This window comes from Solibacillus daqui (assembly GCF_028747805.1).
In the GTDB taxonomy this organism is placed as follows: Bacteria; Bacillota; Bacilli; order Bacillales_A; family Planococcaceae; genus Solibacillus; species Solibacillus daqui.
In genome coordinates, this window is sequence record NZ_CP114887.1 from 3,016,584 (window position 1) to 3,037,460 (window position 20,877).

A 20,877-nucleotide genomic window follows, 5' to 3' on the forward strand; every position below is an offset into this window, starting at 1 on the left:
CATCTTATTATTTTGTTTTAAATTGAGATTCTAATCGATAAATCGGCTGACCTTTTTTCGAGAATTTTTCCTCGTACTCAGTCATGACGTTATCTTCTGGCATGTTTACGTGTAAATCTAATGAAACATAATTTAGAGACATTCCATAAGCGTTCATGCTCACTAATGAATATTCAAAAAGACCACGGTTATCCGTTTTGAAATGGATTTCCCCGTTATCGACTAAAACATTTTCATAAAGCTTCAAGAAGTTTTCATGTGTTAAACGACGTTTCGCATGACGCACTTTTGGCCATGGATCTGAGAAGTTTAAATACACACGGTCTACATCATTTTTAGCAAAGAATTTTTCTAAGTCTTCACCATTTACTTTTAGTAGACGCAAATTAGAAGGTTTGTTTGCTGCTTCGATTTTTTCTAAAGCACAAACAATAACACTATCAAATAATTCAATACCGATATAGTTGATATCTGGATTTTGCTGGGCCATACCTAACACGAATTGCCCTTTTCCTGTTCCTACTTCTATATGTACAGGATTATTGTTGCCAAATACTTCATGCCATTTGCCTTTATAATCTTCTGGGTTTGGCAAAATCACATCTGAATGTTGTGCAATATATTCTGCCGCCCAAGGTTTATGCTTTAATCTCACTGATATATCCTCATTTCTTTTGTAACATCCTCTACATTATAACATCAATTACGACTTGGCGTAATTGAGTCTGGATTCTGCTTTGAGCTCTCGCAAAGAACTCCTTTCCGAATCCATGGCATCCACCGGAGGCTTTAACTGTTATTTTGCTAATTGCCACGCTTTTTCGATTACCGTAATAGCAATCTTGTTGTTACTTTCAAGGAGAAGTTGGTTTTCGCCATCTGCATGCGCCATTACGGAGTCGCTAAACTCAAGCTCAAGCGCTATCGTTTCAAACTGATAAACTTCTTTTAATCGCGTATGCTTTGCAAAAAACACACTACCAAAAAGGAATAACAATTTCCACTTTGATAAATTCGAAACAACCGTTACTTCTAATTTTCCATCAGAAGTATTTGATTGCGGAGATATATTCATACCTCCTCCAAAATACGGCTGATTACTAACGGTAGCAAACCATACATTTTGAAATCGCTGCTGATTGCCATTCTGTTTCACGGTTAATTGAAACGGTTTAAAGGTAAACAGTGCATAAACGACAAAATACGGATAGATTAATTTTCCAATACTCCATTTATTTAGCTTTTTCTTTAGCTGTGATTCATTAGCCGTGTTCGCTACAAGTGCATCAAAGCCTACACCGAAATTATTAACGAATAATTTTGATGCTCCATTTATTTGTGCAATACCGTAATCATGCACTGACGTTTCTATAGTAGCAACAAACTGCTCAAGTTGTTGTACATTTGCAAAAGCTGTATAGCCTCGTGCAAAATCATTACCCGAGCCTGCTGCAATTGCTCCAATATATACATTTTCTACATTTGCCGCGCCGTTTAACACTTCATGTACTGTTCCATCCCCACCAATTGCAACGATACATACCGGCAGCTCTTTTGTTGCAAGCTTTGCAATGTCCTGTGCGAGTACAAATGTGTGCCCCACGTACTGTGTTTCATGCAGTTCATACGGAAACGAGAGCTGCTGATTAAACTGCAACCAACGCTTTTTGGCACGTCCATTCCCAGCATTCGGATTTAAAATAAAATGAACATGCATCGCTAGTTTTCCTTATTCTCCGTACTTTCTGTATTCCAAATATCACGGTGGAAGGACGTCGTTTGAACATTATTTAAAATAGATTGTGCCGCGCGTATTTGCATATGCTTCATCGGGGAAACTGAGCGTCTTAATTGCTCCATCCACTCAGGAAAATTACGCTTGTCTACTAATTGCGTACCATACATTGTACCTGGATAATCGAAATATCCATTACGTGTTAACAATACTTTTTTAATCGACATTTCAGTTCCACTTTGGATAAACAATTGCTCCAGTAACTTTTCCATACGATTCAATTGAATTAATGGGCTTAATACTTTTTTGTCATTTTTGCCAACCTTCTTCATCCAAAAACGCTCACTATTTGCAATATAAACGGCCTGTTCTTCTTGTTCAAGCACTGTAATACATAAGCATTCTGTTGGCGTTAAAATAATAATATCCAGTTCAATCGGTGCCTTTTTCACACGAATTATCGGATAATAAAAAATCAAATAATTATCTGGTAGTGTTTGTAACATCGCCCGTAGCAATGTATCACGCATATATTTCGGATCAACATATGATCTTTCACGTAGCGTTGAGCTTGCCCATTTCATCTGAAAATGGAAAAATTGATCAATAAACATCTTTTTTAATTCTTCTAATGTATTGGGCTCATAAATAATATTTGGTTCAAAAATTAATGTTGTATCTTCTTCTGGAATTTGATCTTCAACAGCCCACTCACTCGAGATATTCACTGTTTCTATTTCTTCACTTTCTTGTACTATAACTTTTTCTTTTTTACTAAACGGAAAGAATTTTTGAAAAAATGTTCGGCTTTTTTCTTCCTGCAGTAAGGGATCTTCATCAATATGTTCCCATCGTTCGATTACTTCACCTGTCTGCCATTGTTGCTTGACACGTTCCCACTGATTTTGTTTTAATCGCATAAACTGTGTCGGGTAACGCGACAAATCAATTTGATAGCGTGAAATATAATCTTGAAGTTTAACTAATTGAGCCATTGTATCGTCTCCTAAATTGTAACCTTATGTTTATTAAGTTATATTTTACAGGTAATTGACAAAAAAAAATAGCAGATTGCGTGATTGCAACCTGCTAGCACCTTTTTCAATTCTTATTATGCATTAATGCCTTTAGGAATCTTTGTTTCAAATTGGGCTTGTAATTTGCGTGTCCATTCGCCCGGCGTACCATTTCCAATTGCCTTACCATCTATGTCAATGATTGGTGTCACTTCAGAAGTTGTTGATGAAACAATTGCTTCATCCATTGCCAGTAACTGCTCTTTTGTCATTGCTTCTTCCTTAACAGACATACCGATTTCAGTTGCACATGTTAAAAGTACTTGGCGTGTAATACCATTTAAAATTAAGTTATTTGCTGGATGCGTGTATAATACTCCATCTTTTATGCCGTAAATATTTGAAGATGATCCTTCTGTAATCGTTTCACCACGGTGTAAAATCGCTTCGTAGCACCCTTTTTCATGTGCTTCTTGTTTTGCAAGCACTGCACCTAGTAAATTAAGTGATTTAATGTCGCATCGTAACCAACGGATATCTTCTACAAATGTCGCTTTTACGCCATTTTCAAAGTTTGCCACTGGACGTGGATTTTCTTTTGTATTCCCCGTAATTACTGGTTTTACGTCATCTCCAGGGAAAATGTGATTTCGTGGGCAAGCACCGCGCGTAATTTGGAAGTATACATGACCAGTGTCGACATTATTGGCTTCTACTAACTGATGTAATAATTGATGTAACTTATCTTTTGTATACGGAATTGCGATACGAATTTTTTCTGCGCTCGCATAAAAACGATCAATATGCTCAGTAGCTGTGAATAATTCACCATTATATACTTTTACTACTTCATATACACCATCACCAAATTGGTAACCACGGTCTTCCTTATCAATTACTATTTCATCATTTTTCACGATTTGATCATTTAATAAACTATAGCTCATTAATTTTACCACCTTTTATTTAATTATTTCGTTGCTAATTTTACAATAGCTTCCGCATAAATTGCAGCAGCCTTTACTAAATTTTCTACTACAACAAACTCATTTGCTTGGTGTGCTACATCTGGTTCACCAGGGAATAACATCCCAAACGCCACACCTTTTTTCATAACACGCGCATACGTACCGCCACCTGTAGATAGTGGTTTGCGGAAATCCCCGCTATATTTGCGGTACACTTCCATTAATGTTTGTACTAGTTCATCATCCTCACTTACATAGTGTGGCTTTGAATTACCCGCTACATCTAATGTAAATGCATCTTGTTGCAATAAGCCTTGCGCTGCTGTCATTTTTTCTTCAAATGGATAAGTAACAGAGTATCGCATGCTTACTTCAATGACTGCACCATTTTCAGTGAACGACACAATACCTGGATTTAGTGTAGTTGGGCCTGACATATCATCTTTAAAGTTTAGCTGTAGCGCTGAACCATAGCAATCCCCGTCAAATAGCTTGACTGTAAAATCAACAAATGCCTTCGCTTCTGTTGTTGTCACAACGCTTTGTAAAAACTTCGCTAAATACACCGCTGCGTTTCGTCCTTTTTCTGGCTCCATCGCATGCGCTGATTTACCTTTAATCGTAATTATAATCGTATCGCCCTGTTCAATGAAAGAGCCTTCAACATTATTTTTTTCTAAAAATGCTTGAAAATTCCCATTTGAGTTAGCATCAATACATTTTAGGATTGCCACTGCTTCATCTGGCACCATATTTATACGATTACCTGCTTTAAATGAAATAAGCTGTTCATTTGCTGACGGCTTTTCTTTGCCCGCGAATACTAAATGCGCAATGCCTTTTTCTGCATTAATCAGTGGGAAATCTGCATCTGGTGCAAATCCAATTGTCGGCATCTCTTCTTTCTTAAAATAGCGGTCCACACATCGGAAGCCGCTTTCTTCATCTGTACCGATAATCATACGCACACGCTTGTTTAATTCAATTCTCTCGTCTTGAATCATCTTCATTGCGAGCCATGCTGCTATCGTTGGTCCCTTATCATCAATAGCTCCACGGCCATATAGCTTTCCATCGGCAACTTGCCCTGCAAAAGGTGGGTAGGTCCAAGTACTGGAATCACCAGCCGGTACAACATCTACGTGGCAAAGGACACCGATTAACTCGTCCCCTTCGCCCATTTCAATATGTCCCGCCATATGATCAACATCTTTTGTTTTCATGCCTTGTTGCTGTCCTTTAGCAAGCATAAAATCCAGTGCCGCACGAGGCCCCGGTCCAAACGGCATCTCGTTAGACGTATGCTGTTCATCTAAAATACTTTCAATTTGAATTAGTTGCTGTAATTCATTTATAAGTTCCTCTTGTCTCGCCTCGGCAATTTTTAGCCAGTCCATCAAAGCACCTCATTGTTAATTTATGGATTTTTAAAAAATGTCAAAATACTTTTATATTTCCTATGTATCATACTACTTAAAACATTCGCGAGTCCATTACTCTGTCGCTTGTGCAGCCTTTCATTTAGAAACATCAAAAAAGTTGAACACCGTAAATGCTCAATCCCTTTATTTTAAAGAACTATCCTCCATCCTCGACGCAAAAGGAGTGTACAAGAAGTAATTCTCGTACACCCTCTCTGTTATTATTTTACAAAACCAAACGATTGCCATGGCTTAATATGTTGGAGTAGAAATTTTTCCTCCTCAACTATTGTTCCAACAATGTTTGTTGTCCCTTCATTTGGCATTTCTTTTAGGACAATTTGTAGCTCGCCTTTATAGCGAACATCCTCATTGTTATCGATTGTCACATCGCCCATTTGTAATGGTCGAACCGTATGCGCCGGAAAGTCTTCCTGCTTAAATTTTACACGTGATTGTGTGCTACGAATCATATATTCTGACACATCACCACGATTAAAATGGTACTCATCAAACACAATTGTTTCCTCGATAGGTGTGATACCTGTTGCAGGTTGGACTTGCAGCTCTAGTTTTTGACGATTTAATTTGCCAAGTGCTTGCAATTCCTGCTCAGAAGCAAACATATTGCCAATAATTAAATCATCTATTAAGCAGGTATTCCACAAATCCTTCGCCTGTACAGTGATTGGTAAATGACGGTGTTCCTCCAACGTTGGCAGGCCATACAGCGTCTCTTCCCACGGTCCAAACCTCCCGTGTTGCGAGCTAATCATTGCAGCTGTACGAATATTTTGCGCTTTAAATAGTTGCGATGTTGTCAAAAAGTGCTGACGAGAAAGTGCTGTATATTTTCTTGGATAAAAATTATGACAGCCCAATAAATTATCTCGATTTGCCTCGTATGTCAAAATCGTTTCAACATACTTCGTTCCATTACTAATATTTAATTCTATTTTAATATTACTTTCATCAAGAGACATAAACGCTTCCTCTTGCCCGCTAAAGCCCATATCAAGACGTAAAGCTGATACATGAAATTGTTCTTTAAAATAACCGACATCGCGATACGTTTTCCCTAATTCCTGAAAAACGGACGGCGCAATATCTGCGGAAATATCAAAGCCCAAATTTTTGGCAAATACATTGACTTGTTGTAGCTTGTTCAGTTCTTGTTCATTTGTTAATGACATCAAGCATGTAAACATTCGATTGAAACCGTTTTGATGTGCAAGCTGAATGTAGTTCTGCAGCTCTTGTACTGTGCTATGCTGTGGATAAACAGCAATTCCAAGCCTTCTCATTGCATTCCCTCCATGCACTAATCCACTTTTTGCTCGCTATTTTTCACTGACATACGATTCGCCATTGCGATAAATGGTAAATAGATTAACACCGAAATTACGATGAGCACTAAACTTAATACCGCGCCACTCCAATGCTGAGTTACTAATAAACCATTTAAAACTGGAGGTATTGTCCAAGGCGCAACAACTGTTGCTACAGGGACCAGCCCCAATTTTGTAACGAAGTACGCAATCGATACATTGACCATCGGCGTTAAAATAAACGGAATAAATAAAATTGGATTTAATACAATCGGAAGTCCGAATAGTAACGGTTCATTAATATTGAATAGACCTGGTGCTGCGGAGAGCTTTCCGACCGTACTGTATTGTTTGTTCTTTCTTGCAAATATGAATATTGCGATAATTAAGGCGATTGTCGTTCCAGAACCACCCATATTAACGAATGCATCAAAGAATGGTTTGTTAATAATATAAGGTGCTGCTTCTCCCGCTTGTAGTGCTGTTACGTTCTTTGCAATCGCGTCTGCATTAATAGTTTGCATGAACGGGTCAATAATATTTGCACCGTGCACACCTAATGTCCATAAAAACGCTGGAATAAATGCAAGGATTAATCCTGCTGTCCAAGTATTCGTTAAGCCCATGAACGGCTCTTGCACCGCTGCATAAAACGACCCAATAATATCTGGCATTTCTAAAGTTACTGTAATAATTGTGCGAACAAGAGCAAAAATACTAATTGTAATAATTACTGGTAATAATGATGCAAATGATTTCGATACTGCTGGTGGTACACCATCTGGCATTTTAATTAACAGTTTGCTATTTCCAGATAATCGACAAAACAACTCAGAAGCAAGTAAAGATATAATAATGGCAATAAATATTCCGCCTGTACCTGTTGTTAAGCCTGTTAATCCACCTTCACCGAATGTACCAAATGTCATGTATGCGGCAAGTCCCATTACCCCTGCCGCTAAGCTATCTTTACCATACCCCTTCGCCAAATTATAAGCGATTGTAAATGCAAGTAAAATGGACATCATTGCGAAGGTAGCGCTCCAAACATTTCCACCCCATTGCTTCCAATTGCCATCACCAAACACGGCATTCATCATGTTTTGATACAAATCAATTGGTAAATTATTAACTAATACTGCGAGTGAACCTGCAATTGTCAGCGGCATAATCGCGATAAAGCCATCACGTACTGCAATTAAATGACGCTGATTTCCAATTCTTGCTGCTACTGGCACAAATTTTTCTTCTAAAAATTTGAACATAACAACCCAACCCCTTTACTTTTATAAGATGCATCTAAAACTAGATGGTATTTCCCCCTAGACGTTCGTAAAGTTCAACCATTTCAATTGCTAAATCTCTAAATGTAATCGCATTCATCAAATGGTCTTGCGCATGAATTAATAGCATTGTCAGTTCGATTTTTTCCCCACTTGCTTCTTTTGTCAGTAACCCCGTTTGCGAATGATGGGCATTGATAAGCGCTTCATTTGCTAAGTTTATTTTTTCTTTTGCCTCAGTAATCTTTCCTGTTTTGGCAAGCTTCAATGCTTCCATACATTCACTTTTCGTATTTCCACTATGCACAATTAACCCCATCACTGCTTGTAACATATCGTTTTGATCCACGGTCAAATCCCCTTCTATCCAATAAGCTTTAATGCGTGATTTAATACATTGTCACCATTCATCATGCCGTAATCGACCATCGCAATTGTATCAATCGGAATGTTGTGGTCCCTATACTTCTCTTCAAATGTAGATTTTAAATAACGAACTTGAGGACCTAGCAATAATACGTGCACATCCTCATTTGCTAAAACTTTATCTACTTCATTTTCAGCAACTGCAAAAATATGTGCATCCACATTTTTCTCCTGTGCTACTTTTTGCATTTTTGAAACAAGTAAACTAGTACTCATACCAGCTACACAAACTAACATAATATTCTTCATTTAGCACACCCCTATTGTAATTATTGTTCTCTGATTTCGACTTATGAAATCGCTTTCTTAAAAAGAGAATAGCATCTGTCGGTCTATACCACAATATAATTTTTACATTACTTTCATTAATTACCATTAAATCTAAATGCCGGTCTATCGCAGTATTCCAATGAAAATCACCTTTCTATAACAACTGGTATAGTCCAGAAAAATCCGCAAATTTTTTTATGAATATTCAAAAATATTCATAAAAAGTTGGTACTTGATATGGAATAGCTCTTTCCCACTGACGGATAACTTCCTCTGTACACGTAACATTTGTTAAATAGACTAAACGTTCCATCGTTATATACCCAAGCAACAAAGTAGAAAGGTGATTGATGGTTAGCTCCAATATATGCTCCTTATTCACGTTTTCTTCATCGACTTTTGCAATTTTTCCGTATTTATTTATTTCATAAATCGCTTCATTCCATTCACAAAATGGATCAGTAATTTGCACATATAAACTTGCATCAAGCTCTCTCCAATTATATTGTTGCAAAAATTTCTCCACATCAACAATTCGAGCCATGACATCGCGCGTCAGTTCACGCTTATACTGAGGTTCTTGGAATAAAAAGCCCATCTGCTCATCGAGAGAGGTCACTCCACATATTTTTTCTATACTTGCTGCATGCGCAGTCATAAAACGCCATAAAGCTTGTTGGGCATAATAATTCTTCACAAGAAAATCTTGTACTTCAAATGTTAATTGATCGATTGTATAACGAATATAGCCGATCACTTCTTGCAGCTCATAAACAACCGCAAAATGACTTGTAGGTTGACGTCGTTCTATTCGCTTCCACCAGGCTGCATCACGTAGCATCGCACCATTTTTCTTCGCACACAATTCATTATGAAACTGCATTACATCACTAAAAAGCGCTGTATCTACTACAGAAAAGCTAAAACGTTTGACATCATCTCGTTGCTTGCCAAAGTCAGGAAATGCCGTGCGTGGAACTATATAGTGAACCTTATCAACAAACAGTTCCCAGCCAAAATAACGATAAAAAGAAACAGAATAGGGTGCTAATACGGAAACAAGCTGTCCCTTTTGCCGCATGCTTACTAATGCTTGTTGCATTAATTGCTTCATTACACCTTTATTTCGATGCTCTGGATACGTTGCAACGAAGCCAATTCCCCCCATGGACATATTAACCCCATGGACCGTCATATTTAACGGCAGCACTAATAATTGACCGATTAATTGGTTTTCCTCATATGCACCAAGCGTCTCACTACTTGCTACCCAAAATTTAAAATCTTCTTTTTTGTCGCCTTCATAAACACTCGGAAAGCTATAATCACGTAAGCGATAAATTTGTTCATAGTCGGAAGGTGGTACTTTTTTGATTTCCAAAATGGTTCAACACCCTTCATTGATAACGTGATAATTATTTCAATATATCTATTACAGCTTGTTCAACTTGCTGTGCAGTAGTTAATTGTAGTAAATTTTGTACATGCGGAACGAGCTGTTCTTTACTTAAAGTCGCAAGCTGACTACGTACCGGTAAAATAGATGACGCGCTCATCGAAAATTCATCTAAACCAAGTGCAAGTAAAATTGGAATGGCTACCCAATCCCCTGCCATTTCACCGCACATCCCTACCCATTTACCTTCGTTATGGCCAGCATCAATAATCATTTTTACTAAACGCAAAATGGCTGGATGATACGGCTGATATAAATCCGATACATTTTCATTCATGCGATCCGCAGCTAAGGTGTATTGAATTAAATCATTTGTGCCGATTGATAAAAAATCTGCCTCTTTGGCAAATAAGTCCGCAATAATTGCAGCTGACGGAATTTCAATCATCAGGCCAATTTCTATTTCTTCCTCTACTGGAATGCCCTCTACACGGAGCTTTTCCTTTTCCTCGAATAACAATTCCTTAGCCTTACGAAACTCATCTAGTGTAGCGATCATCGGAAACATAATTTTTAAATTACCAAACACACTGGCGCGCAGTAATGCTCGTAATTGTGTACGGAATAGCTCTTGATGATCCAAACAAAGACGAATCGCACGATAGCCTAAAAATGGGTTCATCTCCGTTGGTAATTTCAAATAAGGCAGATTTTTATCCCCGCCAATATCAAGTGTACGAACGACTACAGGCTTGCCATTTAACGCTTCTAGAACCTCCTTATAAGCTGTGAATTGCTCTTCCTCACTCGGTAAATCCATTCGGTCCATATAAAGAAATTCCGTTCGAAAAAGACCTATGCCCTCGCCACCAACAGCTAATACGGCTGCAACATCTTGTGGCCCGCCAATATTCCCTGCAAGTTCTACGAAATGGCCATCCTTTGATACACTTTTTAACTCACGATATTTTTCTAATTGTTGCTTGAATAGCTTTTGCTGTTGTTTTATTTGCTTGTATTTTGCAATACGGTCATCATCTGGATGAATAATAATTTCTCCAGAGGAACCATCGATAATTAATACATCTCCATGCTTAATATCCAATGTGGCACTTCTAACCCCCACAATTGCTGGGATACCTATCGTTCTTGCTAAAATAGCTGTATGTGATGTTTTTCCACCAATATCCGTAATAAATCCCTTTACATGAGTCGGATCCAACTGAGTTGTCATGGAAGGTGTTAAATCCTTCGCTACAATAATGACATCTTCTTTAAGACGACTATAATCTGGTAGCACTATGCCTAATAAATGAGCCAATACCCGCTTTGATACATCGCGAATATCCGCAGCACGCTCCTTCATATAGTCATTATTCAAATCTTCAAACATGTGTATGAAAAATTGTGCCGTTTCATCTAAAGCATATTCTGCATTCATACCATCTTTAATTTTCCCTACTACCATAGTAATCAATTCAGGATCTTGTAAAACAAGTAGATGCGCACCAAAAATAGCTCCTTTGTCTTCTCCATACTTTTGCGTAGCTGCAGCTTGAATTCGTTCAATTTCACTTTTAGCATGACTAATTGCTTCGTTGAAACGTATGATTTCTTCATCATTATTTTGATTTTGCTTTTTTGAAAAGGTTAAATCAGGCTCTACTAAACAATAAGCCTTTGCAATTGCTGCACCGTTTGAAACAGGAATCCCTCTTAACGCTAGCATTCTTCTCCAATTCCTTTCGACACAATTACATCGCCAATCACCTGTAATGCCTCTGCCTCATCACTGCCTTGTGCTGAAATAACGATTGTACTTCCAGTAACAACCCCTTGCGCCATAACGCCCATTATCGACTTTAAGTTTGCTGATTTTCCATTAAAGTGTAATGTAAGGTCCGCTAAAAATGGAGTTGCCGTCGATACAAGTAATGCGGCAGGTCTTGCATGAAGCCCTTCTGGTGCAGTAATTTTAAATGTTTTTTCCATAATTCATTCCTCCAATTAATTAAATCTCATAACGAGCATTTTTCAATACAAAATTTGGAACCAAGTGTATTTATCTAATTTAATCCGTTCTGCTATGCTACGGGGACGCTTTCCTGAGGGCGTGGCTTCAAAGCGTTGAGAAACGCTTTGCGACGAGTAACCGCAGGAGCAACTTTGTTTTCTTACACGTACGCTTAATCCTCTAGGCGTCGCCCCCTTCACTTCGTGGCACGCCACTATCAAAGAGATTAATTGTTGAACTTCTACTACGTATTGATGCATTTACTCACCTTTTTATTTCACTAATAAATTTATAGCTATCTGCTCGGTACGTACTCTCTACCATTTCAAATGGGAAGCCATCGCTCAAATAACTAATTCGTTTAATATTTAACACAGCAGAAGTTGGACTTATTTTTAATAGCTTACTTTCCTCCTTTGTCACAATAGATGCCTCAATTTGCTGCACAGCATTGCCTATTTTTTGTGGAAACTTTGCTTCAATCAGCTGATAAAAAGAGCCCAATATTTTTTGTTCATCTAAATTAGGTATGAGCTTAACGGGAATATAGGCTCGCTCGATCCCCATTGGTTTATCATTGGCACTTCGTATACGCACAACATAAAAAACCTCATCCCCAGACTCCAAAAATAAATCATTTATAACATCGAGTGATGGGATTATTTTTTCAAATCGGATGATTTTGCTACTTGGCTTCATACCACGTGCCAGCATATCCTCTGTAAAGCTCCGAAGTCCTGTAAGTGGTTGCTCTAGTTTAGGATTGGCTACATAAGTCCCTCGCCCTTTTTCACGATATAATAGACCGTTATTTACTAAGTTTGTAATTGCCTGCCTAACAGTCATTCGGCTTACATCAAATTGAACCGATAGCTCTCGTTCAGAAGGAATATTTTCACCAATTTTATAAATCTTTAAATAAATCTTTTGTTTAATAATTTCTTCGATTTGACCGTAAATCGGTATTCGAGAATTTTTATCGATTTTTGTATTCATCTTCATTCATCTCCATGTTAGATTTTTCATAGACGACCTTTCCTTGACGAATGGTTTTACAAACAGTTACTTCGCTGTCTACTAATATTAAATCGGCTTCATAGCCAACAGCAATGCGCCCCTTAGTTGTTTCTTGTAGTTGCTGCGCTGCATTGGATGAGGACATAGCGACATTTTCTTCTAAACTACAATTTGTACACTTTCATGTTTTCATAGTTGCTCCATCGTTAAGATGCTACCTGCCAATGTCCCGTCTTCTAAGTGCGCGCTATTTTCTGTTACATACACGATTTGCCCACCCAAATCATATTCACCATAAGGCAATCCCTTGGCGCTCTCAATGAGTTGCCTGTGTAACACCTGCTTCAACAGCTGCTTGCACTTCCTCCTTGGTTGAATCCGAATGTCCTATGGAGGCAATAATATTAAGCTTGCGTAGCATAGTTACAAATTCCAACCCATTTTCTAATTCTGAAGCGAGTGTCATTATTTTTATTACTCCATCACTTAAAGTATGCCCGTGCTTAGAAGAGAAATTGAAGAGTAAAAATAATGATGTCGCTTACAATCAATTATCCGAGTAGCTTCTTTTTTTAACGATTTACCAATATCAATATTTTTTCCATTTTCAATATAGATGTCACATAATTCATTTCTTTCATCGCAATTGACAATGGTAATATTGGTAATAAGTAATGTTTCCATCAATATCCCACCCCATATAATTTATTACTACACGGTCGCTTTACATTTCGGTATAGTTGTCTATACCAATTATACACAATAGTTATTGGAATTTGAAATGTATTTTGTATTTTCTGAATATTAATTTCGGTTTTAGCATAAAAATCTTACTATATACTGAAATGGAAATCATCTTTTCAAATATGTAGATGACATTCAAATCCTCTCGTACATTTCAGTAAAAGATACTTTTACAAATTTTCTACCTGATTTTACGATTTAAAAACAATAATTTTTGATCATTAAGTTAAATTAAAGTTTATGAATTTTCAGTAAAACTATTAATAATTCGATCTCAATTATGGAACTATACTTAATTTTTCGCTATAATGTATGTGTCGGAACAATTATTCTGACCAAACTTTCAGAAAAGGGGATGTCTCAGGCAAATTAAAAAGAGCCTAAGTGCACTCCGCACATATCTTGTCGTCCGCTAGTCTTATGCCATGAGAATCTAAGATCGAAGGAGTGGTTTTTATTATGAAACCAACTACTGACAGAATGCTTAATCGTATTAAAGACGTGTATATGTTTATCCTCAACAAAGGAGAAGTGACTACACAGGATTTAGTCGAAGAGTTCAACATCACTCCTCGCACCATTCAAAGAGATTTGAATGTGTTAGCCTTCAATGACTTGGTAATGAGCCCAAGTCGAGGTAAATGGACAACGACGAAGAAAAAAGTTAAAATGACATCTTAGAATTTTTGAAAGCGGCTGATTCTTATTTTGTGAGAAAGGACTTAATTGTCCCAACATAATTTAAGGTGTCGATCAGTTACACAATGTAATAAATAGACTTTTATGCTGAAGGTCAACCAGTTCCTAAAACACTGGGAACGAAAAAAGCGAATGTCCTTTTCGTCGGGGACATTCGCATTTTTTTAACGCTCTAATAAACTCGTTAATTCTTCTTTCGTTAGCTCACGGTAATCACCTAACGCTAACTCTTCATCCAATTCAAGTGGCCCCATCGATAGACGTTTTAAATACGTTACTGTTTTACCAACGGATTCAAACATACGCTTCACCTGATGGAACTTTCCTTCTTGAATCATTAGTTCAATTTCAGATTCCTCACCCGAAACTAATACTTTCAACTCACCCGGCTTTGTATGATAGCCATCATCAAGTGTTACCCCTTGCGCAAATGCTTCGATATCGGCCTCCGTTACAACACCGTCTATTTTTGCATAATACCATTTGGGTACGTGCTTTTTCGGAGATAATAAATTATGCGCTAAATTACCATCGTTCGTAATCAGTAATAGCCCTTCTGTATCTTTATCTAAGCGTCCAACAGGGAATGGCTGAAAATGCTGTACATAAGGATCTAACAAATCAATTACTGTTTGGTCATAACGATCTTCTGTCGCCGAAATTACTCCCGGTGGCTTGTTCATCATCACATAAATGAATTCAATGTATTCCACACGTTCACCGAACACAGATACATTCTGCTTTTCTGGATCAACATGCATCGCTGAATCCTTAACCACTTCACCGTCAACTGTTACGGCTTTTTGTTTTAATAATACTTTTACTTCTTTACGCGAACCATAGCCCATGTTCGCTAATAGTTTATCTAAACGCATAAAACCCTCCAAAATGAAAGAGGACGCCTACTAGACGCCCAACTTGTTTATTTAACTAAACGTAATTTACGCATCAATTTTGTTAATTTTTCACCTAATAATAATTGAGCTAAACCAAGCTTGTATGAAATTGAACCGTATACAACCATACCTATTCCCGCGCAAATAACGGCATACATAAGTGCCATTAATTTTGTATCGGCTGGGGCAATTGCTGTTAGTGCCAAATGTGTTAATGACACCGCAATCGCCATGAAAACTGTTAATAACAATATCAATAAAATTCGGCGACGTGCTACCTTCATTTTGTAATTTGTTACTTCATTAATGACGAATATATTAATGACAATCGTAAAGATATAACCAATAGCTGTTGCTAAAATTGCACCATCAACAGATAGTAATTTAATTAGCGGTGTATTTAAAATCGTTTTTACAAACAAACCAATTAATAAGCTAAAGATAACCCATTTTTGATAATCGACACCTTGTAAAATCGCTGCCGTTACTGAAAATAAACCAAATAAAATTGCAAGAGGTGCATAATGACTTAACACCTGCGTCCCCATTTCACTATATTCAAAGAAGAAGTGATATAAGTCCTCCGCTAAAATAGCGATACCAATTGATGCTGGCACCGTAATAAATAACAGTATTTGGTACGTTTTATCAATCGCCCCATGTACAGAGCGTAAATTTCCTTCCGTGAAAAACTTTGTCACTGTTGGAATAATCGCCATCGAAAAACCTGTCGCTAATACAACTGGAATCATCACAATTTTTTGTGTTAATAAGTTAAGCATCGTAAAGTATGTATCCGTTACATCTGCTGGCTCGCCCCCTGCAATCATTGCACGGTTGAACGTTAACATATCAACTAATTGGAATAACGAGCTCCCAAGTCCTACGAAGACCACTGGGATCGAGTATTTGAATATTTCCTTATACATCTCTGAATATGGCAACTGATGTTGTTTTGGTGCAACAACTTGAACGGCTTTAATTTCCGGACGAAGCTTCTTCCAAAAATAGAATAGTGTGGCAAGACCACCAAGTGCGCCAAGAAACGCAGCAAATACCGATACGTTAATCGCAGTAATTTTGTCTCCTTCAAAAACATTTACTACTAAGAATGCTCCGCCAAGCAAAAAGACAATACGCACAATTTGTTCAATAAGCTGTGATACTGATGTAGGTAAATAATGACCATATCCTTGGAAATAGCCACGCACTAAACTCATAAAAGGCACGACAATCAATGCGTAACTTACCCATTGAATGACATCGGTAATTTGCTGTACACTAAATGCTTGCTCGTCATCAGCAATTACAATATTAGCAATAGGCTCTGCCAATAAATTCATGATAATAAACGCTACAATCCCTGTAAGCGTCATGAAAAGTGCACCCGTTTTTACTAAGCGACGACCGGCATCATAATCACCGAGCGCATTATATTTTGAAACGAATTTTGATACCGCAATTGGTAACCCTGCAATAGCGATACTCAACATAATGTTATATGGAATATAGGCATAGTTGTATAAACCAATATTTTCTTCACCAACAATCGCATAAAAAGGGAAAATATAAACTAATCCTAAAAGCTTAGATAAAAACAAACCGATTGTTAAAATCGCCGTTCCCTTCATTAAAGAAGACATGAAAAAACCTACCGTTCTAAATTTAAATTCAAGTGATGCTGCTGTCATCACTTTTAATAATTGCCAGTTTTCATAATGACGACTTCCCTTTGTCGGAAGTTTCATTGTATTTCACTATAACAGTTTACATGTGAAAGACCATTTACTCAAATAGTTTCTTCAATTAATGTATAATAGGTCATAGAAAACTTTAGCCAGTTAAGAAAATTTATTGAAAAGAAAGTGAGAAATAACTATGTTTGATTGTATCGTAATCGGAGGCGGGCCATCGGGCTTAATGGCCGCAATCGCCGCAGCCGAACAAAATAAAAAAGTATTATTATTAGAAAAAGGGTCGAAGCTTGGGAAAAAACTTGCGATTTCTGGTGGCGGGCGTTGTAATGTTACAAATCGCCTATCTGTTGAAGAAATTATTAAGCATATTCCTGGGAATGGACGCTTTATGTATAGCCCATTCACAGTCTATAACAACGAAGATATCATTCGCTTTTTTGAAGGGCTTGGAGTGCCATTAAAAGAAGAGGATCACGGTCGAATGTTCCCAGTATCAAACCGCGCGCAAGATGTTGTCGATGCTTTAGTGAATGAATTAAAGCGATTAAAAGTAGAGGTTCGTTTACACACTGCTGTCAATAAATTAATGATGGACGACGAAAAAATTTATGGCGTACGTCTAGAAAACGGTGAAGAAATCCGTGCGAATGCGGTTGTCGTAGCAGTTGGTGGTAAAGCAGTTCCACAAACTGGTTCAACGGGTGATGGCTACCCATGGGCCGAACGTGCCGGACATACTGTGACAACACTTTTCCCAACAGAAGTACCGGTTACATCCAAAGAATCTTTCATTCAATCGCGCGAATTACAAGGTCTAGCACTGCGTGACGTAGCAGTTTCAGTATTAAACAAAAAAGGCAAAATACTCGTTACGCATCAAATGGATATGTTATTTACACACTTCGGCTTAAGTGGTCCTGCTATTTTACGTTGTAGTCAATTTATTGTGAAAGAGCAATTAAAAACAGGTAGTGCCCCTGTACAAGTACGTATTCAATCCTTAATTGAATATAATGAAGAAACTTGTTTCCAAATGTTAAATAAAACAATTAAACATGAGCCAAAAAAAGCCGTTAAAAATTTATGGAAATCACTCATTCCTGAACGATGGTTACTATTTTTACTAGAGCGTGCTGGAATTGACGCATCACTTACTGGTATCGAATTATCTCAAGAAAAGATTCGCAACTTTGCCCGTGAATTAGTTAGTTTTACGATGGATGTACACGGTACTCAATCTATTGACAAGGCATTTGTTACTGGTGGAGGCGTATCTGTTAAAGAAATTGAGCCAAAAACAATGGCTTCAAAGAAAAAAATTGGTCTTTATTTCTGTGGTGAAATTTTAGACATCCACGGTTATACAGGTGGCTACAATATAACATCCGCACTAGTGACTGGTCGTATTGCAGGTATGAGTGCAGGTTCTTTCAAATTTTAGGTGAATTCAACTAGCGATTGCCAGCATTCCTTAGTATCATTAATGGCATGTAAAATCAGGAGGCTACAGCACGATGCTTAATTCTGACGCAAAACAATCAACTCTTTATTTAGCGGCAGACGATATGATGCAAATTCATTTGTCTGTCCAAAAAATACGTGACTTAAATAAGGATGAATTTTCATTTGCTATTCGTACATTTTGCTATGTTGAACAAGATGAGGAATTCGCTCAAAATTTACTTTTCAAACTTATTTTAGGCATAAGCAAGCAAGGGCAAGGCATGACGCTCGCGGTAGATTTAGTAAACATCCCTAATATTTTTCCGCTTCAATTAAAAAATATTATCGAACACATTCAAAAAAGCCCCATGCTATTGGAAAGTCTGTACAATCAGCTCACTTATATACAGAAGTCTGATGATTACGAAAAAAGTTTGCAGGCTCAGCGCGCAAAAGATTTTTTATTAGATAATCTTTCAAAGGGCATTACGAGCTTTTCTACCAATCGACAAGCAACCGAAATGATTTGGTTAACAAATCAAAACCATAATATTTCAAATATTAGTCCCTTTTTACTCGACGAAAAAGGTGGGCATATTCAATTTACAGTTCAAATCGGGTTCAAACATTCCTATATGATGCAATGCTATGAAGTAGATTGCATGATGCATATGTTTAATGAAGGTGAAAAACTAGGCTACTATTTTGAGCTGTATTTAGATCAAGAAAATTACCATCACCAGTTGATGTACGAAAAATTGCCAGACCAGTTTATGGATAACCAAGCCTTTTTACAGCAAATTTTAACTCAAATGAAAAAACGCAACGAAGAACAATACGACGAATATTTACATGATTTAATCGAAAAATTTACTGCGAGTATTTAAAAAAGTCGGCTCTCCAAATACGAGAGTCGACTTTTTAATCAATTACGCCTCGGCATAATTCCGTCCAGATTTTTTCGAACCTAGGCCTGCACGATGCAGGTCAATTAGCCGTTATCGCATGAATGCGATGAGCTTAAGCGTTATACGTATAAATAAATCGCGAAATACATCGCAACACTGCCACCCATTACAAATAAGTGCCAAATTGCATGATTGTACGGAATGTTTTTATTTTTATAAAAATACGTGCCAATTGTGTAGCTTAGGCCTCCTGCAAGTAATGTGAGGATGCCCGCAATACCAATGTGTGCAAATAAAGGCTTGAACACGAAAATAATAATCCAGCCCATACCGATATAAACTAGTAATGATACCCCCATATACCGATGGACGAAAAATTGTTTTAGCGCAATACCAATTGCCGCTAATCCCCATTGAACCGCGAAAATCGTCCAGCCTAACGTACCACCAATTGCAATTAAAACAACTGGTGTATAGGTCCCCGCAATAAGTAAAAAGATTGAGCTATGATCAAGTTTTTTTAGGAAAGTTTTGTGCGTTGGCCATACGTGATACATCGTTGAGGCTAAATATAGGCAAAACATTGACATTCCAAAGATTATATAACTGACGAGCTCTACTGTTGAACCATTTACCTGTGCTTTAGCAATCAAAGCTATCGTTGCAGGAATTGTTAACAGCGCGGCAATACCATGCGTCAAGCCATTCCAAAACTCTTCTTTGGCATTATAGCCACTTTGTTCCACTATGATTTGTGTCATCAAAACCACCTCTTTCGTAACTACATTATAGGAAAGAGCAGGTCGTTTCCACATAGGAAGTTGTCATAGCTTCAATATGATATTTATCACATATTAGTAAAGTACTAAAGTGCCTGTGACAAGCTTTGGTAGGGCCGACTAGTAAGTAGATGCTTTATCAACTTTCTACGTACGGACCAAAAAATCGGGGAGCTGACGCTTTAGTCTAGCCCCCAGTAAAAAGTTATACTTCCTTATCTTAGAACAAAAGCCCATTAGAAAAACATTCTAATTGGCCTGTTAAAATTAAGCTTGGATATGACGTGCAATTTTTTCCGTTAAACGAGATGTGATTTTTGGTAATACTACTTTAATCGCTGGCGTTAATACAGCCCCAGATAAACCACCTGCATTTACTTCTACTGTACCAGTCATGTATGTACCGCCGTCTTTTGGCTCTGCTTTAAATTCGCCGCCACCTGAGAAATTGTCTGACAACCCTTTTATTTCAAATTTAATGCTCGATGGTTCGTTCATTTCGACAATTTTAATTTCTAGTTGGATTTTTTTTGATAAACCTTTGAAGTTACCTTCGAACGTCCAATGCGATGTTAGTTCATCAATTTGCTTATGATCTTTATAGGCTGGAACTAATGTTGCCCATTTTTCGATTTTGCTTACGAAAGCCCATACTTTGTCTTGAGCTACTGGAATTTGTACTGAATGTGATGCTTGTGCCATATTACTACACTTCTTTCTAATTAAATCGTTAAATGAAAGTCATTTACTATTCTAGTATACATAAAACTATGGATGACTAAAGTATTATTTTTCATTTAATTGTAGTGTCATTTTATCGAAGTTCGCTTTATTTAA

At 37.4% G+C, this 20,877-nt stretch carries 23 protein-coding genes; 3 read left to right on the plus strand and 20 right to left on the minus strand.

The window, feature by feature from the left end:
* Window positions 1–7 precede the first annotated feature (7 nt).
* The 16 genes from trmB to O7776_RS14790 form a co-directional block, all read right to left on the minus strand.
* Complete coding sequence (gene trmB, locus O7776_RS14715) at window positions 8–655, minus strand: tRNA (guanosine(46)-N7)-methyltransferase TrmB (protein WP_274307768.1); 648 nt, start codon at window positions 653–655, stop codon at window positions 8–10.
* Window positions 656–796: 141 nt separating this feature from the next.
* Window positions 797–1,717, minus strand: a complete 921-nt coding sequence (locus O7776_RS14720) for a diacylglycerol/lipid kinase family protein (protein ID WP_274307769.1) — start codon at window positions 1,715–1,717, stop codon at window positions 797–799.
* Between the two features lie 2 nt (window positions 1,718–1,719).
* Window positions 1,720–2,730: a nuclease-related domain-containing protein gene (locus tag O7776_RS14725; protein WP_274307770.1), complete on the minus strand. Its 1,011-nt coding sequence runs from the start codon at window positions 2,728–2,730 to the stop codon at window positions 1,720–1,722.
* A 116-nt stretch (window positions 2,731–2,846) separates the two neighbouring features.
* Complete coding sequence (dat, locus tag O7776_RS14730) at window positions 2,847–3,698, minus strand: D-amino-acid transaminase (protein WP_241369505.1); 852 nt, start codon at window positions 3,696–3,698, stop codon at window positions 2,847–2,849.
* 23 nt (window positions 3,699–3,721) lie between these two features.
* Complete coding sequence (pepV, locus tag O7776_RS14735) at window positions 3,722–5,116, minus strand: dipeptidase PepV (RefSeq protein WP_274307771.1); 1,395 nt, start codon at window positions 5,114–5,116, stop codon at window positions 3,722–3,724.
* 245 nt (window positions 5,117–5,361) lie between these two features.
* On the minus strand, window positions 5,362–6,444 hold the full coding sequence (locus tag O7776_RS14740) for a DUF871 domain-containing protein (RefSeq protein ID WP_274307772.1): 1,083 nt from the start codon (window positions 6,442–6,444) through the stop codon (window positions 5,362–5,364).
* A 17-nt stretch (window positions 6,445–6,461) separates the two neighbouring features.
* Entirely contained in the window at window positions 6,462–7,733 is a 1,272-nt protein-coding gene (locus tag O7776_RS14745) for a PTS sugar transporter subunit IIC (protein ID WP_274307773.1), read from the minus strand.
* A 40-nt stretch (window positions 7,734–7,773) separates the two neighbouring features.
* Window positions 7,774–8,085, minus strand: coding sequence for a PTS sugar transporter subunit IIA (locus O7776_RS14750; RefSeq protein ID WP_420802186.1), 312 nt, complete (start codon window positions 8,083–8,085; stop codon window positions 7,774–7,776).
* A 29-nt stretch (window positions 8,086–8,114) separates the two neighbouring features.
* On the minus strand, window positions 8,115–8,426 hold the full coding sequence (locus tag O7776_RS14755; RefSeq protein WP_241369509.1) for a PTS sugar transporter subunit IIB: 312 nt from the start codon (window positions 8,424–8,426) through the stop codon (window positions 8,115–8,117).
* A gap of 226 nt (window positions 8,427–8,652) precedes the next feature.
* Window positions 8,653–9,828, minus strand: coding sequence for a GNAT family N-acetyltransferase (locus O7776_RS14760; RefSeq protein WP_274307775.1), 1,176 nt, complete (start codon window positions 9,826–9,828; stop codon window positions 8,653–8,655).
* Window positions 9,829–9,862: 34 nt separating this feature from the next.
* A complete protein-coding gene (ptsP, locus tag O7776_RS14765; protein WP_274307776.1) occupies window positions 9,863–11,572 on the minus strand; it encodes a phosphoenolpyruvate--protein phosphotransferase in 1,710 nt (569 codons plus the stop codon).
* Window positions 11,566–11,838, minus strand: a complete 273-nt coding sequence (locus O7776_RS14770; RefSeq protein WP_274310522.1) for an HPr family phosphocarrier protein — start codon at window positions 11,836–11,838, stop codon at window positions 11,566–11,568. Before O7776_RS14770 ends, ptsP begins: the two co-directional genes overlap by 7 nt.
* A 283-nt stretch (window positions 11,839–12,121) precedes the next feature.
* Window positions 12,122–12,853 carry a GntR family transcriptional regulator gene (locus O7776_RS14775; RefSeq protein WP_274307777.1) on the minus strand — a complete coding sequence of 244 codons (732 nt, stop codon included), beginning with the start codon at window positions 12,851–12,853 and terminating at the stop codon, window positions 12,122–12,124.
* Window positions 12,834–13,019 (minus strand): amidohydrolase family protein, encoded by a 186-nt coding sequence (locus tag O7776_RS14780; protein ID WP_420802126.1) that lies wholly within the window; start codon window positions 13,017–13,019, stop codon window positions 12,834–12,836. The genes O7776_RS14775 and O7776_RS14780 overlap by 20 nt, the downstream gene beginning before the upstream one ends.
* Before the next feature lie 171 nt (window positions 13,020–13,190).
* On the minus strand, window positions 13,191–13,340 hold the full coding sequence (locus tag O7776_RS14785) for a hypothetical protein (RefSeq protein WP_274307778.1): 150 nt from the start codon (window positions 13,338–13,340) through the stop codon (window positions 13,191–13,193).
* 20 nt (window positions 13,341–13,360) lie between these two features.
* On the minus strand, window positions 13,361–13,558 hold the full coding sequence (locus tag O7776_RS14790; RefSeq protein WP_274307779.1) for a hypothetical protein: 198 nt from the start codon (window positions 13,556–13,558) through the stop codon (window positions 13,361–13,363).
* 519 nt (window positions 13,559–14,077) lie between these two features.
* Between O7776_RS14790 and O7776_RS14795 the strand changes: the two genes are divergently transcribed.
* Window positions 14,078–14,299 (plus strand): DeoR family transcriptional regulator, encoded by a 222-nt coding sequence (locus tag O7776_RS14795; protein WP_008408196.1) that lies wholly within the window; start codon window positions 14,078–14,080, stop codon window positions 14,297–14,299.
* A gap of 182 nt (window positions 14,300–14,481) precedes the next feature.
* On the opposite strand, the gene O7776_RS14800 is transcribed toward O7776_RS14795, so the two are convergent.
* Complete coding sequence (locus O7776_RS14800) at window positions 14,482–15,192, minus strand: pseudouridine synthase (protein ID WP_274307780.1); 711 nt, start codon at window positions 15,190–15,192, stop codon at window positions 14,482–14,484.
* Between the two features lie 47 nt (window positions 15,193–15,239).
* On the minus strand, window positions 15,240–16,856 hold the full coding sequence (locus tag O7776_RS14805; RefSeq protein ID WP_274310523.1) for a putative polysaccharide biosynthesis protein: 1,617 nt from the start codon (window positions 16,854–16,856) through the stop codon (window positions 15,240–15,242).
* 235 nt (window positions 16,857–17,091) lie between these two features.
* On the opposite strand from O7776_RS14805, the gene O7776_RS14810 reads away from it, so the two are divergent.
* Window positions 17,092–18,351 (plus strand): BaiN/RdsA family NAD(P)/FAD-dependent oxidoreductase, encoded by a 1,260-nt coding sequence (locus O7776_RS14810; RefSeq protein WP_274307781.1) that lies wholly within the window; start codon window positions 17,092–17,094, stop codon window positions 18,349–18,351.
* 73 nt (window positions 18,352–18,424) lie between these two features.
* Complete coding sequence (locus O7776_RS14815; protein ID WP_274307782.1) at window positions 18,425–19,240, plus strand: cysteine methyltransferase; 816 nt, start codon at window positions 18,425–18,427, stop codon at window positions 19,238–19,240.
* A 140-nt stretch (window positions 19,241–19,380) separates the two neighbouring features.
* Here the strand turns inward: O7776_RS14815 and trhA are convergent, their stop codons facing one another.
* Together trhA and O7776_RS14825 are read right to left on the minus strand one after the other, a co-directional pair.
* Window positions 19,381–20,022 (minus strand): PAQR family membrane homeostasis protein TrhA, encoded by a 642-nt coding sequence (gene trhA / locus O7776_RS14820; RefSeq protein ID WP_274307783.1) that lies wholly within the window; start codon window positions 20,020–20,022, stop codon window positions 19,381–19,383.
* 285 nt (window positions 20,023–20,307) lie between these two features.
* Complete coding sequence (locus tag O7776_RS14825; RefSeq protein ID WP_274307784.1) at window positions 20,308–20,742, minus strand: SRPBCC family protein; 435 nt, start codon at window positions 20,740–20,742, stop codon at window positions 20,308–20,310.
* Window positions 20,743–20,877 lie beyond the last annotated feature (135 nt).